This window comes from Streptomyces sp. CNZ301 (genome assembly GCF_004217425.1).
Window position 1 is genome coordinate 1,864,743 of the sequence record NZ_SHLG01000001.1, and the last position, 16,254, is coordinate 1,880,996.

Annotated in this window: 11 protein-coding genes; 6 read left to right on the forward strand and 5 right to left on the reverse strand. The window is 71.2% G+C overall.

All coding sequences use genetic code 11. The features are described 5' to 3' along the window. Window position 1 precedes the first annotated feature (1 nt). The gene (locus tag EV375_RS08175) at window positions 2-487 is read right to left on the reverse strand and encodes a ribose-5-phosphate isomerase (RefSeq protein WP_130298851.1); all 486 of its coding nucleotides are present in this window, start codon (window positions 485-487) and stop codon (window positions 2-4) included. A gap of 131 nt (window positions 488-618) precedes the next feature. Next, window positions 619-1,236 carry a biotin transporter BioY gene (locus EV375_RS08180; protein ID WP_130298852.1) on the reverse strand — a complete coding sequence of 206 codons (618 nt, stop codon included), beginning with the start codon at window positions 1,234-1,236 and terminating at the stop codon, window positions 619-621. Window positions 1,237-1,728: 492 nt separating this feature from the next. Between EV375_RS08180 and EV375_RS08185 the strand changes: the two genes are divergently transcribed. Both EV375_RS08185 and EV375_RS08190 read left to right on the forward strand, forming a co-directional pair. Beyond that, entirely contained in the window at window positions 1,729-3,225 is a 1,497-nt protein-coding gene (locus EV375_RS08185; RefSeq protein WP_130298853.1) for an amino acid permease, read from the forward strand. 138 nt (window positions 3,226-3,363) lie between these two features. Further along, entirely contained in the window at window positions 3,364-4,005 is a 642-nt protein-coding gene (locus tag EV375_RS08190; protein ID WP_130298854.1) for a superoxide dismutase, read from the forward strand. A gap of 163 nt (window positions 4,006-4,168) precedes the next feature. Here the strand turns inward: EV375_RS08190 and EV375_RS08195 are convergent, their stop codons facing one another. Next, window positions 4,169-4,801, reverse strand: a complete 633-nt coding sequence (locus tag EV375_RS08195) for a mycothiol-dependent nitroreductase Rv2466c family protein (protein WP_130298855.1) — start codon at window positions 4,799-4,801, stop codon at window positions 4,169-4,171. 227 nt (window positions 4,802-5,028) lie between these two features. On the opposite strand from EV375_RS08195, the gene pepN (EV375_RS08200) reads away from it, so the two are divergent. Beyond that, complete coding sequence (gene pepN, locus EV375_RS08200) at window positions 5,029-7,728, forward strand: aminopeptidase N (RefSeq protein WP_130298856.1); 2,700 nt, start codon at window positions 5,029-5,031, stop codon at window positions 7,726-7,728. Between the two features lie 52 nt (window positions 7,729-7,780). On the opposite strand, the gene EV375_RS08205 is transcribed toward pepN (EV375_RS08200), so the two are convergent. Beyond that, window positions 7,781-8,785 (reverse strand): LysR family transcriptional regulator, encoded by a 1,005-nt coding sequence (locus tag EV375_RS08205; RefSeq protein ID WP_130298857.1) that lies wholly within the window; start codon window positions 8,783-8,785, stop codon window positions 7,781-7,783. 206 nt (window positions 8,786-8,991) lie between these two features. Here EV375_RS08205 and snpA point away from each other — a divergent pair, with 206 nt between their 5' ends. Continuing rightward, on the forward strand, window positions 8,992-9,657 hold the full coding sequence (snpA, locus tag EV375_RS08210) for a snapalysin (protein WP_130298858.1): 666 nt from the start codon (window positions 8,992-8,994) through the stop codon (window positions 9,655-9,657). A 283-nt stretch (window positions 9,658-9,940) separates the two neighbouring features. On the opposite strand, the gene pepN (EV375_RS08215) is transcribed toward snpA, so the two are convergent. Next, a complete protein-coding gene (gene pepN / locus EV375_RS08215) occupies window positions 9,941-12,520 on the reverse strand; it encodes an aminopeptidase N (protein ID WP_130301694.1) in 2,580 nt (859 codons plus the stop codon). A 583-nt stretch (window positions 12,521-13,103) separates the two neighbouring features. On the opposite strand from pepN (EV375_RS08215), the gene EV375_RS08225 reads away from it, so the two are divergent. Beyond that, on the forward strand, window positions 13,104-14,849 hold the full coding sequence (locus EV375_RS08225) for a TIGR03767 family metallophosphoesterase (RefSeq protein WP_130298860.1): 1,746 nt from the start codon (window positions 13,104-13,106) through the stop codon (window positions 14,847-14,849). A gap of 63 nt (window positions 14,850-14,912) precedes the next feature. After that, window positions 14,913-16,247: a DMT family transporter gene (locus EV375_RS29630; RefSeq protein WP_486588360.1), complete on the forward strand. Its 1,335-nt coding sequence runs from the start codon at window positions 14,913-14,915 to the stop codon at window positions 16,245-16,247. Window positions 16,248-16,254: the final 7 nt, after the last annotated feature.

A 16,254-nucleotide genomic window follows, 5' to 3' on the forward strand; every position in this document is an offset into this window, starting at 1 on the left:
GTCAGGACTCCGGGTGGTGTGCGGGCACGGGCGGCAGCTGCCCCGTGTCCTCGTACGCGGAGAGCATCCCGATGCGGCGCTCGTGCCGGTCATCGCCCGAGAAGGGCGTGCTCAGGAAGGTCTCCACGAACCTCAGCGCCTCGTCGAGGGTGTGCATCCGCGCGCCGATGCTGACGACGTTGGCGTTGTTGTGCTCGCGCGCCAGCGACGCCGTCTCCTCGCTCCAGGCGAGCGCGCAGCGCACGCCCTTCACCTTGTTCGCGGCCATCTGCTCGCCGTTGCCGGAACCGCCGACGACGATGCCCAGGGCCTCGCTGTCCTCCGCGGTGCGCTCGGCCGCACGGAGGCAGAACGGGGGGTAGTCGTCGGCCGCGTCGTAGATGTGCGGGCCGCAGTCGACGGGGTCGTGCCCCGCGTCCCGCAGCCATTCGACGAGGCGGTTCTTGAGTTCGTAGCCGGCATGATCGGAGCCGAGGTACACGCGCATGGCGCAGAGTCTATGACGCCGCGCGGCACCGCCCGGCACCGGGCGTGACCTCGGACGACGCGGTCCGCGCCGGTACCGGGCGGACCTGCGGGCCGCGCCCTCGGGAACGCCCGGTGAACCGGCTCCGTGCGTCAGCCGCGGCGGCCGGCCAGCTTCCATGCCCCCGGCAGCGCGACCATGGCGAGCGCCGCCTTGAGCAGATCGCCGACCAGGAAGGGCACCAGACCGGCCGCAACAGCCTCGGACGCAGACATGCCCGTGGCGACGGCGAGGTAGGGCACGCCGACCGCGTACGTGAGAGCCATGCCGACGGCCATCGTGCCGGCCGTGCGCAGCGGACCGCGGTCGCCGCCGCGACGTGCCAGCGCGCCGACGACGGTGGCGGCCAGCAGCATCCCGAGGACGTAGCCGAAGGACGGCATCGCCACGCCGGACGACGCCTCCGCGAACCAGGGCATGCCCGCCGCCCCCGCCAGCGTGTACAGCGCCATGGCGAGGAAGCCGCGGCGCGCGCCCAGCCCCGCACCGACGAGGAGCGCCGCGAAGGTCTGCCCGGTGACGGGGACCGGCGATCCCGGTACCGGCACGGCGAGTTGGGCGGCGACGCCGGTCAGGGCCGCGCCGCCGAGCACCAGGACCGCATCGCGTACATGCGCGCGGGGGCCGGTGACGGTTGCCGTCCCCCGCGTCAGCAGATCGGCGAGGACAGCGCCGGGACGGGGATCGGCGGCGGGTGTGAGGGCGCTCATCGGGCGGCTCCGGGTCGTGTGGGTGGGTACGGGGTCTGCTGCTCTGTCCGCGAAGGTGTCCGCGGATCTGTCCGCGACCCGCGGTGTGCGAACGATTGGGTGTGCGAACCGTCGGGTGTGCGAACCGTTCGACGCTAGCCGAAACCGGCACAGGCGGCAGTGACGGATCGGACAGAACCGGGCCCGGTCCGCTTGAGGGGTCCGCGCGAGGGGTCCGCGCAAGGGTCCGCGCGAGGGGTCCTCGCCTGAGCAGTCCTCCCCACCTGAGATGTCCTCGCACGAGTGGTCCCCCGGCTTGTCCTCGCGCAGCCGCTCGGTGACGCCGCGGGGAGGTGGCGGCATCCCGGCGTGTGACGTCCGCAACACCCCCGGCGCGGCATGGCGTTGGCGTGGCCGTGCTGTTCCGGGCCGCTTGCGGCACGTCCGGGGCCCGCTGCGAGACTGGTTTGCCGTTACAACGACCACCCGAAGTCTTCTCAGGAACGGCCTTTCATGACGCGCACCGAGCTGTCCGACGCGCCACCTCCCAGCTCAGGGGATTCCAGAACCGAACGGGGGCAGTCCGAGCTGTCCCACGGCCTCAAGCAACGCCATCTGTCCATGATCGCTCTGGGGGGAGTGATCGGAGCGGGGCTGTTCGTGGGCTCCGGCGCGGGCATCGCCGCGGCGGGCCCCTCGATCGTCCTCGCCTACGCGGCGTCCGGTCTGCTCGTGATGCTCGTGATGCGGATGCTGGGCGAGATGTCGGCGGCGAACCCGGCGTCCGGGTCCTTCTCCGTCCACGCGGAGCGGGCGCTCGGCCCGTGGGCCGGATTCACCGCGGGCTGGATCTACTGGGTGCTGCTGTGCGTCGCGATCGCGACGGAGGCCACCGCGGCCGCGGACATCGTCATCAAGTGGATGCCCGGCACCGAGCCGTGGATGTGGGTCGCCCTCTTCATGGCTCTCTTCTGCCTCACGAACCTCGTGGCCGTGCGGAACTTCGGTGAGACCGAGTTCTGGTTCGCGGCGCTGAAGGTCTTCGCGATCACCGCCTTCCTGCTGCTGGGGGCCCTCGCCATCGTCGGGCTGCTGCCGGGCGTCGACGCCCCGGGCACGGCGAACCTCACCGGTGAGGGCGGCTTCCTGCCCGCCGGTACGAACGGTCTCGTCATCGGCCTGCTCGCCTCCGTCTTCGCCTACGGCGGACTGGAGACGGTGACCATCGCGGCCGCCGAGTCCGAGGACCCGGTCAGGGGCGTCGCGAAGGCAGTGCGCACCGCGATGTGGCGCATCGCCGTCTTCTACGTCGGCTCCATGCTGGTGATCGTCACGCTGATCCCGTGGGACGACAAGTCGGTGGTGGCGGGCCCGTACGCGGCCGTGCTGGACCACGTCGGCATCCCCGGCGCCGCGCAGGTGATGAACACCGTGGTGCTTGTGGCACTGCTCTCGGCGATGAACGCCAACATCTACGGGGCCTCCCGCATGGCCTACTCCCTCATCGCCCGCGGGCAGGGTCCGCGTTTCCTGGGGAGGGTCAGCGCGAGCGGCGTGCCGCGTCCCGCGGTCGTCGCCTCGTCCGTCTTCGGCTTCATCGCGGTGCTGCTGAACTTCTGGTGGCCGGACACGGTCTTCCTGTGGCTGCTGAACATGGTGGGCGCCGCGACTCTCGTGGTGTGGGGCTTCATCGCCGTCTCCCAGCTGGTCAGCAGGCGCCGCCTGGAGCGCGAGGCGCCGGAGAAGCTCGTGGTGCGGATGTGGGGCTTCCCCGTGCTGACGGTCGTCGCCCTGCTCGGCATCCTCACGGTGCTGCTGCTGATGCTGCGCGAGGGGGACACCCGTACCCAGCTGGCCTTCACCGGATGCCTGACGGTCGTGCTGATCGCGACGGGACTGGCACGTCAGAAGGCGCAGCGGAAGGCGCTGCCTCAGGACCCGGACGCCGTCGGGCGCGCCGGCGACGCGGCCGGGTCCGGCGGCGCGAAGTCGGGTGACGGTCCGGCCTGACCGTCCGGAGGCCGAGACACCGGCCCGCGAGCACTCCACGGAGCGGTCCCGCACTGCGGGGCCGCTCCGTTTTCCGTGCCGCTGTTGCTGCTAGCGTCCTCTTGCAAGTAATGTGCAATAAGCGGAGGAGAGAATGCCATGGCCCTGTATTCGCTGCCTGAACTGCCATACGACTACTCCGCGCTGGAGCCGGTCATCAGCGGCGAGATCATCGAACTGCACCACGGCAAGCACCACGCCGGTTACGTGAAGGGCGCCAACGACGCCCTGGAGCAGCTGGCCGAGGCCCGCGAGCGCGACCAGTGGGGCCCGGTCAACGGCCTTGAGAAGAACCTCGCGTTCCATCTGTCCGGGCACATCCTGCACAGCATCTACTGGCAGAACATGACCGGTGACGGCGGCGGCGAGCCCCTGGAGAAGGACGGGACGGGCGAACTGGCCGACGCCGTCGCCGAGTCCTTCGGCTCCTTCGAAAGGTTCAAGGCGCACCTGACCAAGGCGGCGGCCACCACGCAGGGCAGCGGCTGGGGGGTCCTGGCGTACGAACCGGTGACCGGACGGCTCATCGTGGAACAGATCTACGACCACCAGGGCAACGTCGGCCAGGGCAGCGTGCCGATTCTGGTCTTCGACGCCTGGGAGCACGCCTTCTACCTCCAGTACAGGAACCAGAAGGTCGACTTCGTCGAGGCGATGTGGCGCGTCGTGAACTGGCAGGACGTCAGCCGGCGTTACAGCGCGGCGAAGGAGAAGGGGAACACCCTGCTCACGGCGCTGTGAGCGGCCCCGGCAAGGACCACCTGCCCTCGTGATCGTCTTCTCACCTTTCACCGGGCAGGCGGAGAAAAAGGGAGGGCCCCGTACGGATGTGACGTACGGGGCCCTCCTGTTCGTGCGGCTCCCGCCCCGGGCGGGCAGGGGCCAGGGGCCAGACGCCCGGGTGTCAGTCGTCGAAGACGGGCCCGACGTCGCGGGTGCGCTTGATCTCGTAGAAGCCGGGCGTGGAAGCCACCATCAGCGTGCCGTCCCACAGCTTCGCCGCCGCCTCGCCCTTGGGCGCGGGGGTCACGACGGGCCCGAAGAACGCTATGCGCGACCCGTCCGCCCCGGGGACGGCGATGACGGGGGTGCCGACGTCCTGGCCGACCAGGTCGATGCCCTCCTTGTGCGACGCCCGCAGCGCCTCGTCGTACTCCGTGGAGTCAGCGGCGTCGATGAGGCCGGAGGAGAGTCCCGCCTCTTCCAGCGCATCGGCCAGCAGCTCACGGGACAGCTCCTGCCCCCGGTTGTGCAGCCGGGTCCCGAGCGCGGTGTAGAGGGGGCCGAGCGCCTCGCTCCCGTGCTTCTGCTCCGCCGCGATGCACACGCGTACCGGCCCCCAGGCCGCGGCGAGCATCTCCCGGTACTGCTCGGGCAGCTCGTCCAGCTTGTCCTCGTTGAGGACGGCCAGGCTCATCACGTGCCAGCGGACCTCGACAGGCCGTACCTTCTCGACCTCCAGCATCCACCGGGAGGTCAGCCAGGCCCACGGGCACCTGGGGTCGAACCAGAAGTCGGCGACCGTCTTCTCTGTCATGGCACGTTCTCCTCGGCTCTCCTGAGCGTTGCGCACTGTCCGGCCTCAGCGGCAACGCCCTGCCCCGCGCCGCAATTCCCGCGTGTGCGGCGCACGTGCCGCGTGACATGCTGAACGCCGTCGCCGGAGCCCCGATGCGGGAAGCAGCGCGCCGGGGCCGTTGCCCCGCCCGGACCGCGGCAGGGCGAGAAGCCGGGATTCGAGAAGACGAGAAGAGGAGCCACGCCGTGCCCGGAGAGAACCTGACCCAGCACGAGGCACAGCGACGGGCCGGGCTGCTGACCGTGGACAGCTACGACGTGGCTCTCGACCTGCGCTCGGCGACGGCCCCACCGCCCGCGAAGGGGCCCCGTACCTTCCGTTCGACGACGACGATCCGGTTCCGGTGCTCGGAGCCCGGCGCATCCAGCTTCGCCGATCTCGTCGCACCCCAGGTGCACTCGGTGACCCTCAACGGCCGCTCCCTGCCCGTCGACACCGTCTTCGACGGCACGCGCGTCGCCCTCGACGGCCTGGAGGCGGAGAACGAGCTCCTCGTCGACGCGGCCTGCGCGTACAGCCGCACCGGTGAGGGCCTGCACCACTTCCTCGACCCCGAGGACGGCGAGGTCTACCTCTACACGCAGTACGAACCGGCCGACGCCCGGCGGGTGTTCGCCAACTTCGAGCAGCCCGACCTCAAGTCCCGCTTCACCTTCACCGTCACCGCTCCCGCCCGGTGGACGGTGCTGAGCAACGGGCGGCAGCAGGGCGAACCGGAGCCGCTGGACGAAGGGGCGGCCGCCTGCTGGCACTTCGCGCCGACCGAGCCCATCTCGACGTACATCACCGCCGTGGTCGCCGGGCCCTACCACTACGTCACCGACACCTACCGCCGTGCGGCCGGGGACTCCGGGGAGGAGCTGGAGATCCCGCTCGGGGCGCTGTGCCGGAAGGGGCTGGCCAAGTACTTCGACGCCGAGGACATCTTCACCGTCACCAAGCAGGGCCTGGACTTCTTCCACGACCACTTCGGCTTCCCGTACCCCTTCGGCAAGTACGACCAGGCCTTCGTCCCCGAGTACAACATCGGGGCGATGGAGAACCCCGGACTGGTCACCTTCCGCGAGGAGTTCGTCTTCCGCGGGAAAGTCACGGAGGCGTCGTACGAGCACAGGGCGAACGTCATCCTGCACGAGATGGCGCACATGTGGTTCGGCGACCTGGTCACCATGCGCTGGTGGGACGACCTGTGGCTGAAGGAGTCCTTCGCCGACTTCATGGGCGCGCTGGCGCTGGTGGAGGCGACCCGCTTCAAGGACGGCTGGATCACCTTCGCCAACCGCCGCAAGTCCTGGGCCTACCGGGCCGACCAGCTGCCCTCCACGCACCCCGTGACCGCGGACATCGGCGACCTGGAGGACGCCAAGCTCAACTTCGACGGGATCACCTACGCCAAGGGCGCGTCCGTCCTCAAGCAACTCGTCGCGTACGTGGGCCGGGAGACCTTCCTGGAGGGCGCGCGGCGCTACTTCCAGCGGCACGCGTGGGGCAACACGACGCTGGCGGACCTGCTGGCCGTCCTGGAGGAGACCTCCGGACGGGACATGGACGAGTGGTCGCGCTCCTGGCTGCAGACGGCCGGCGTCAACTCGCTGACCCCGCAGGTCACTTGCGACGCCGAGGGCCGGATCACCGAACTGGCCGTCATCCAGGAGGCCCCGGAGACGCATTCCGTCCTGCGACCCCACCGCGTCGCGGTGGGGCTCTACCGGCGCGAGGACTTCGACCGCCGGCTCGTCCGCTACGCCCGCGCCGAGACGGACGTCAGGGGCGCGCGCACGGTCGTCGCGGAACTGGCGGGGGCGGAGCGGCCCGACCTGGTACTCGTCAACGACGACGACCTCACGTACTGCAAGACCCGCCTCGACGAAACCTCGCTGGCAACGCTGCGGGACCACCTCGGCGAGCTCGCACCTCCCGGCCCGGCAGGCGGGCGGGGCACGGCCCCCGAGGCGGACGGCGCGCACAACCCCACGCTGTCGAGGGCGCTTTGCTGGTCCGCGGCGTGGAACCTGACGCGCGACGCCCTGATGCCCGCCCGGGACTTCGTCTCGCTGGTGCTCTCCTTCGCCGGCACCGAGTCGGACGTCGGCGTGCTCCAGACGCTGCACGGCTGGAGCCGTGCGGCGGTCGTCCACTACGCGGCGCCGGAGTGGCGTGCGGAGGGCCGCCGCGCCCTGGCCGAGGGGGCGCTGAGCGGCCTGCGGCTGGCCGAGCCCGGCAGCGGGCACCAGCTTGCGTGGGCCCGGTTCTTCGCCGCGGTCGCCTCGGACGAGAGGGATCTGCGGCTGGTGCGGGGGCTGCTCGGGGTGCCCGGCCCGGACGGTTCGAAGGCCGACGGCGCCGCACGGATCGACGGGCTCGTCGTCGACCAGGAGCTGCGCTGGACGTTCCTGGAGACGCTGGCCGCACACGGCGAGGCCGGCGCGGACCTCCTCGACGCCGAACTCGCCCGCGACGACACGGCATCCGGCAAGCGGCACCATGTGCGCTGTCTCGCGGCGCGCCCCTCGGCCGAGGTGAAGGCGCAGGCGTGGAAGGCCGTCATGAGATCCGACCGGCTCTCCAACGCCCTGGTCGAGGCGACCATCGCGGGCTTCGCGCAGCCCGGCCAGGAGAAGTTGACTGCCCCGTACGTGCAGCCGTACTTCGACAGCCTGGAGGAGGTCTGGCGTACGCGGTCGATCGAGATCGCGATGGCCGTCGTCCGCGGCCTCTTCCCGGACCTGCAAGGTGACCGGGCCACGCTGGAGGCGGCCGACGCATGGCTCTCCGAGCACGAGGACTCCGCTCCCGCGCTGCGCCGGCTCGTCCTGGAGGCACGCGACGACCTCGCCCGCGCCCTGCGGGCCCAGCGCTGCGACGGGGCTGCCGCGAAGTCCTGACGGCCGGACCGCCCGGGCCGTACTGCCGTACGTGGAGCGGCCGCGGTGATGCCTACGCGACGACGGTGAACGGCAACGACGTGCTGTCGTCCTGCTGCTGGTACCAGTAGCGGTAGGTGTCGCTCGCCCACGCCACCTCGCGGTAGGCGACCTTCAGGTCCGCGAGGAGGGCCGCCGGTTCGATCGCCGGTGCCGCACCGAAAGTCCCGCCGGAGGTCTTCCCGCGGGTCGCCAGCAGCAGCCGCACCGCCAACGGGTCGCCCAGCAGCGGCCGTACGACCCGTCCGGGACGCGCGGGCGCGGTGGGCTGGCAGGGCGCGACGACCTCGCCCGCGGCCACGAGATCGGCGGCGGCGAGATTGTCGCCGTGCACCACGCGGGGGCTGATGCCGGCCTCGGCGAAGACCCTGCGCAGGCCGGTCCATTCACCGTCGGCCGCGGGGTCGACCATCCACCGCTCGTCCGCGAGTTCCCCGAGGCTGAGCACCGCACGTGCGGCGAGCGGATGAGTCGCCGAGAGGGCCACGAACTGCGGTTCGCGCTCGAGGAGTACGTACACCTCGAGTCCGTCCGGTATCCGGAGCGGCGAGCCCTCGACCTCGTGCACGAAGACGGCGTCGAGCTGGTTCGCCACGACCATGCGCAGCAGCGTGTGCGCGGAGGCGTCCATGTGGAAGGTGGTGTCGGCCTCGGGGAACCGGGCGCGCAGCCTGCGCAGCCAGCCCGGCACGGCGGGACTGCCGGTGCTTCCTATGCGCAGGTACTCGCCGCCGGCGCGGTCGGCGGCGGCCCTCGCCTCACCTACGAGCGCGGTCATCTCGGCCACGAGCGGCCGGGCCCGGCACAGTACGAACTTGCCGAGCGGTGTGGGGACGCTCCCCGTACGCTCGCGGGAGAACAGCTGACCTCCCACGGCCTGCTCGATGCGGCGCAGCTGAGTGGTCAACGACGGCTGGGTCATGCCGAGTTGACGGGCCGCCTTGTGCACGCTGCCCGTGTCGGCTATCGCGCACAGCGCACGAAGATGCCTCACCTCGAGCTCCACACGGCGGAGCATATCCAAGCGGGTGTTCGTCACACCAGACACCGAGGAGCCGGGAGACGTCCTGCGTATCGGGTGATGTGACGGAGTTATCGCCACTTGCCATCATCCCCCGGACCTGACTCTCCAACAGACTCTTCGTCGGCAGGAGTTCTTCCGGCAGCACACGACCGCACCCCACCTTGCAGCGGCTCGGCGCTTCGGACCGAAGGAGACCCCCCATGAAACACCGCACCATGGCCATTTCAGCGGCGCTCGGCCTCGGACTGGCCCTGGGACTGGGTGCGATGCCCGCCTCGGCAGCGACGCCGGACGACGGCGGCAGCACATCGAAGAGCAGCGCGACCCGTGCCGGGTACATCGGAGAGTCGAACAAGGCGACCGAGGCGTTCTTCAACGCCGTCGTCAAGGACGCTCTCAAGAAGCAGGCCGCCAAGCCCGGCATCCAGGCCGTCACCGTCCGCTACGACGCGAGCGGGGCACCGACGTTCGCCGGCGAGATTGCCAACAGCACGGCCGTCTGGAACGCGGCCGTCAACAACGTCACGCTCGCCGAGGGCAGCGGCGCCAGCTTCGACTACCGCGAGGGCAACGACCCGCGTGGTTCGTACGCCTCCACGGACGGACACGGCAACGGGTACATCTTCCTGGACTACGCCCAGAACCAGCAGTACTCCTCCAACCGCGTCGTCGCCCACGAGACCGGGCACGTTCTCGGCCTCCCGGACCACTACGAGGGACCGTGCAGCGAGCTGATGTCGGGTGGCGGCCCGGGCACGTCCTGCACCAACGACCGTCCCAACGCGGCCGAGGCCGCCCAGGTCGAGTCGCTGTGGGCCAACGGTGTCGCGAGCGCGGCCTTCGACCAGGCGGCGTTCGCCAAGTAGCGGTACCGGCCCCGTAGCCGGAAGCAGCATGGAGAAGCCGGCAGGACACCACGCCGGAACAGCGTGAAGAGGCGCGGACGACCGTGCACCACGCTTGAGGAACAGCGCAGTTGTCCGCACCACGCCTGAGAGACGTACGGCCCGAACCCCCCACTCGGAGGCCCCCGGCGCATGCCGGGGGCCTCCGAGGTTGCTGCACGGCGGCCGGGCGGAAGTGACGGGCCCGTGCCCGGTGGGTGCCGGGGTCACCGCGGCGGTACCGCGGCTCCCCCGGCACCGTGGCTCATCCGGCCGCCGCGTCCGCCGCCTGCGCACGCAGGGCCCGCTCGACCCCCGCGCGCGACTCGGTCACCAGCCGCCGCAGTGCCGGCGCGGGCTGGGCCCGCTCCAGCCACGCGTCCGTGGCGTCGAGGGTCTCCTGCGAGACCTGGAGCGTCGGGTAGAGGCCGACGACGATCTGCTGCGCCATCTCGTGGCTGCGCTGCTCCCAGATGTCCTTGACCACCTCGAAGTACTTCTCGGAGTACTGGGCGAGCAGTTCCCTCTGGTCGCTCTGGAGGAATCCGCCGATGACCGCCTCCTGCACGGCGTTGGGAAGCCCCGCCTCCCCCGCGGCCCCGCTGCCGACCACCGAGGCCCACGCCTCCGTCTTGGCCTCCTCGGTGGGCCGCGCGGCGCGCGCCATCGCCGCGTACCGCTCGCCCGCCGAGGTCGCGTCGCGCTCCAGCTCCGCCGCGATCTCCTTCTCGCCCGCCCGTCCGGTGGCGGCGAGCCGATGGAGCAGCGCCCAGCGCAGTTCCGTGTCGACGGCCAGGCCCTCCACCGACTGGGCCCCGTCCAACAGGCCCTCCAGCAGCGACAGTTGCGTGTCGGTACGCGCCGCGGAGGCGAAGGCCCGCGCCCAGGCGAGCTGGTGGTCGCTGCCGGGAGCCGCCGCGCGGAGCTGCTCCAGCGCCGCCTCGGCCCAGCGCAGGAGGCCCGTCTCGCGCCACTGCGGGTCGGCGTACAGGTCGAGGGCGAGCTTCACCTGCCGCTGGAGCGACTGGACGACGCCGATGTCCGACTCCTTGGTGATGCCGGAGAGGACGAGACCGAGGTAGTCGCGGGCGGGCAGTTCGCCGTCGCGGGTCATGTCCCACGCGGACGCCCAGCACAGCGCGCGCGGCAGGGACTCCTCGAAGTCGCCGATGTGCCGCGTGACCGCCTCCAGCGACTCGGCGTCCAGACGCACCTTGGCGTAGGAGAGGTCGCCGTCGTTCAGCAGCACGACGTCCGGGCGCTTGCGGCCCACCCACTGCGGCACCTCGGTGAGTTCGCCGGTCACGTCCATCTCGACGCTGTCCGTACGGACCAGCTTGCCGTCCCGCAGCTCGTACGCCCCGACGGCGATGCGGTGCGGGCGCAGCGTCGAGGTGCCCGTGGCGCCGGGCGGGAGGGACGGCGCCGCCTGACGCACGGCGAAGGACGTGAAGCACCCCTCCTCGTCCGTCACGAACTCGGGCCGCAGCACGTTGATGCCCGCGGTCTCCAGCCAGTCCTTCGACCAGGCCGTCAGGTCACGGCCGGAGGTCTCCTCCAGCGCACCGAGCAGGTCGCTCAGGCGCGTGTTGCCCCACTCGTGCCGCTTGAAGTAACGCTGCACGCCGCTGAAGAACTCGTCCTCGCCGACGTAGGCGACGAGTTGCTTCAGCACGGACGCGCCCTTGGCGTAGGTGATCCCGTCGAAGTTGACCAGGACGTCGTCCAGGTCGCGGATCTCGGCCATGATCGGGTGGGTGGAGGGCAGTTGGTCCTGCCGGTAGGCCCACGTCTTCATCTGGTTGGCGAACGACGTCCATGCGTGCGGCCAGCGGGAGCCCGGGGCGGCGGCCATGCACGCCACGGAGGTGTAGGTGGCGAACGATTCGTTCAGCCACAGATCGTTCCACCACTCCATCGTCACGAGGTCGCCGAACCACATGTGGGCCAGCTCGTGGAGGACCGTCTCGGCGCGTGCCTCGTACGCGGCGTCCGTCACCTTCGAGCGGAAGACGTACTGGTCGCGGATGGTGACCGCGCCCGCGTTCTCCATGGCGCCCGCGTTGAACTCCGGCACGAAGAGCTGGTCGTACTTGGCGAACGGGTAAGGGTAGTCGAACTTCTCCTGGAACCAGTCGAATCCCTGCCGGGTCACCTCGAAGAGCGCTTCGGCGTCGAGGTGTTCGGCCAGCGACGGCCGGCAGTAGATGCCCAGCGGGACGGAGCGGCCCGCGCCCTCCCACGTGCTGTGCACCGAGTGGTACGGGCCGGCGATGAGCGCGGTGATGTAGGACGAGATCCGGGGCGTCGCCTCGAAACGCCACAGACCGTCCTCGGGCTCCGGGGCGGGCGAGTTCGAGATCACCGTCCAGCCCTCGGGGGCGCGCACGGTGAACTGGAAAGTGGCCTTCAGGTCCGGCTGTTCGAAGCTGGCGAAGACGCGCCGCGCGTCGGGCACCTCGAACTGGGTGTACAGATACGCCTGCTGGTCGACCGGGTCGACGAAGCGGTGCAGGCCCTCACCCGTGTTGGTGTACGCGCAGTCGGCGACGACCAGCAGTTCGTTCTGCCCCTGGGCGAGACCGTCGAGCGAGATGCGCGAGTCGGCGAAGGCCGATGCCGGGTCGACGGCCCGTCCGTTCAGGGTGATCTCGTGCACCGCCGGTGCCACCAGGTCGATGAAGCTGGAGGCTGCCTCGGCGGCCTCGAAGCGCACGAGCGTGCGGGAGCGGAAGGTACCTCCGTCCTGCGCGCCGCTCAGATCCAGCTCGATCTCGTAGGAGTCGACGCGGAGGAGCCGCGCACGCTCACGGGCCTCCTCGCGTGTCAGATTCGTGCCAGGCACCTGGTGCTCTCCCATGCTCTCGCGGCTCACGATGTCGTAGTTCGGCCATCCTTCCACGTGGCGGCGGCGCGCGGTCCCCACCCGCCCGGCGAACCCGGCAGAGCGGCGGGCGCGCCCTGCGCGGAGGCGACGGGCGCGCCCTGCGCGGAGGCGACGCGGGCGCCCCGCGCGGAGGCGACGCGGGCGCCCCGCGCGGAGGCGACGGAGGCGCCCCGCGCGGAGGCGACGGAGGGCGCGGCAGGGCCGGACCGCCGCGCGCCGCAGCGGCCTCGTGAGCGCGGCGGCCGCGGCCGGCTCCGTGGACACCACCGCGTGTGCGCGGCACGGGCCGCGGCCGCAGGTGAACGGCGGATGAGCAGCAGACCGACGCGCGGACGGCGCCGGGCTACGGGGAGAAGGCCCGGGTCCCGGGTGGTGATCGATGAGTGGGGATGGGTGTCCGGCGTTCGGCCGTCGTTCAGACGCAGGTCACTCCGGATGCCAAACATCCCTGGTGGGCGGGTGTTTCCCGATAGGTCCGCGCAGGCGGCGCGGTGCGGGGCGCGCTCCGCTCCGCGTCCGTCCACCAGGAGAGGCAGCCCGCATGGACCGCAGCAGCCTGAGGCAGACACGTCTGCCCCACCGCCGCACCCTCCTCACGCTCGGCGCCGCCGGCGCAGCCACCGCACTGGGCGCCGGACCGGTGTTCAACGGCAGTGCCACCGGCGCCGGTCAGCCGCAGAAGGCGGCGATGTCCCCTGCGGCCGCGGCCCGTTCACGCGCGGCCCGCGCACGCGCACACGCTCCCGTCACCCGCGACAAGCCCGTCGAGCCCTCGCCCGAGGGCACCACTCTGGAGAGCGTCGCCACACCACGCCGGGACACGGGAGGCTACCGCCGGCTCGGCGACGGCCCGGGTTGGAAGCGGCAGGTGCGCACCGACCTGGCCTCTGCACGGCCCGGACGGGCGGAGAAGCGCCGCACGCTGGCCGCGTTCGTCCAGTTCACAGACCTGCACCTGGTCGACGTGCAGCACCCGCTGCGCTACGAGTTCCTGCGCGCCGAGACCACCAGCGCGTGGCGCCCGCAGGAGGCGCTCTCCGTCGCGGGTGCCGTCTCCATGATCGAACGCGTCAACGGGCTGCGGGGCGGCCCCGCCACCGGCGAGCCGCTGGCGTTCGCCGTGACCACCGGTGACAACACCGACAACAACTGCCGTGCCGAACTCGACTGGTTCCTCACGGCGATGACCGGCGGCCGCATCACCCCCAACACCGGCGACGTCGACCGCTACGAGGGTGTGCACAACAGCGGGCTGAAGCTGTACTGGCACCCCGAGGACGAACTCCGCGACGACGACAAGGCGTTGGGCTTCCCCCGCATCGACGGCTATCTGCGGGCGGCCATCCGGGAGGTCAACAGCCCGGGTCTGGCGCTGCCCTGGTACTCCACCTCCGGCAATCACGACGCCCTGCCCGGCGGCTGCTTCTCGGGCAGCGCCTTCTTCGCGGACTTCGCCGTCGGCGGCAGGAAGCTGATGGAGCTGGGCAGCAAGGCGGAGGCCGCACGGCTGTGGAAGACGGTGGAGGACGGCGGCGACCCGAAGGGCGAGCAGTTCGCGGAGGCCCTGCGCTCCCGGACGGACTCCCGGCAGATGCGGCGGGTCACCCCGGACCTGGAACGCGCCCCCTTCTCCAGGAAGGACTGGGTGCGGGCCCACATGCGCCGCCGCCACGCGGGGGCCGGCCCCGTCGGCCACGGCTACACCGAGGCCAATCTCGCCGAGGACCGTCTCTACTACACCTTCCGCGTCGCGGAGGGCGTGACGGGCATCAGCCTGGACACGACACGGCACGACGGGGGCTACAAGGGCAAGGTCGGCGACGCCCAACTCGACTGGCTGGAGCGGCGGTTGCGCGAGGAGCGTTCGAAGGGCACCTATGTGCTGATCTTCAGCCACCACACCAGCACCACGATCCCGGACGGCGGCGACAGGCTCATGTCGCTGCTCAACCGCAATCCGCACGTCCTGGCCTGGATCAACGGCCACAGCCACAAGAACCGCATCAGATCGCGGCGTACGTTCTGGGAGATATCCACGGCGTCCCACATCGACTTCCCGCAGATGGCACGGACACTGGAGCTGGCCGACAACGGTGACGGGACACTGTCGCTGTTCACCACGCTGATCGAGTCCTCGGCCCCGGCACGCACCGACTTCCACGACCTCTCACAGACCGGCCTGGCCTCGCTCTACCGCGAACTCGCCCTCAACTCGCCCGGTGCGCGCACCGACCTGGCCGGTGAACCCGACGACCGCAACACGGAACTGCTGCTGCGCAAGCCGTAGTCGCGGCGGAGCCCGCTGAACGGTCACTGTCGTTTCCTCGCCCGGTGGAGCAGAGTGGCGGGCATGGCGAGCACGGAGAAGGCCGGGGCGGCAGCGGCGCGGGCAGCGCGAGGAGAGGCGGGGGAACGCAGGTGGCGCGGGGTCCGGCCGGGCCCCGCGCTCATGGTCGTCACGGGGGCTGCGTGTACGTCGTCGTCGGGCATGTTCATCAAGCTCTCCGAGGTGAACGCCGGTACCGCAGCCTTCCTGCGGTGCGCGCTCGCGCTCGTGGTGCTGGCGCCGATGGCGTTCGTCGAGTACCGCCGCGTCGGGCCCCGCCGTCCACGTCTGCTCGCCCTGGATCTCGCGGCGGGCACGCTGCTCGGTCTCGACTACGTGTGCTGGGTGCAGAGCATCCACGATCTCGGCGCATCCATCGCGACGCTGCTCCTCAACATCCAGCTCGTCGTCTTCCCGCTGCTGGCGCGGTTCCTGACCGGTGTGCGGCTCGCGCGGCGGTTCTGGCCGACCGCGTCCGTGCTGCTGGCGGGGCTGGCGCTGGCCGGCGGTGCGATCGGACGGGCGGAACCGGGCAGCGACCCCCTCTCCGGGGTGCTCTTCGGGACCGTCGCGGGCATGGCGTTCGCCGGGTATCTCTTCCTGATCCGGCTCGGCGGGGAGGGACGCCCGGCCGGCACCTCTCAACTGCCGTCCGCCGCAAGCCCGGAGGAGACCGGCCGCACGTCCGGTCCGGCTAGGGGCTGTCCGGCGGATCTTCGTGGATCAGCGAGCGGCGTCCGGCGCATGGGGCCTCCCCCGCGAAAGCGAAGGGACGCATCACAAGGCGGAGGGGCGCCCTCATACTGGGGTTCCCCATGCCGAGGGCCAGGGGAGTATTCGGGTGATCCCGACAACGCTGGGGGCACTTCCCCTGGCTTTGCCGGGGAGATCCCACCCCGGCAAAGCCAGGGGGAGAGGTGCGGTGCCTGGGGGCACCCCCGGACGAAGTCCAGGGGGAGTCGCGAGCCCGCGAAGATCCGCCGGACAGGCCCTGGCACATCCCGCGGGGCGGGCGGTCCGCACACGGTGACGCCCGTCTGCGCGGCGACGTCCGCGGCAGCCGTCGCGGCGGGAGTGCTCGGTTCGCTGTGGACGGGCGTGGACCTCGACCCGGGCCCGGCGGCGTGGGGTTGGCTGATACCGATGGCGTTCCTCGGTCAGGTGCTGGCCTGGCTGCTCATCAACCCCGCGCTGCCGCGCCTCTCCCCGGACAAGGGCGCCACGCTGCTGCTTCTGCAGCCGATCCTCGCGCTCCTCTTCGGTGTCGGATTCCTTGCCGAACGTCCCACTCCAACCCAGTACGCGGGCTGTGTACTTGTCGTTCTCGCGGTATGGCGCACCACGCGCACCGATCATTAGAGTCGGG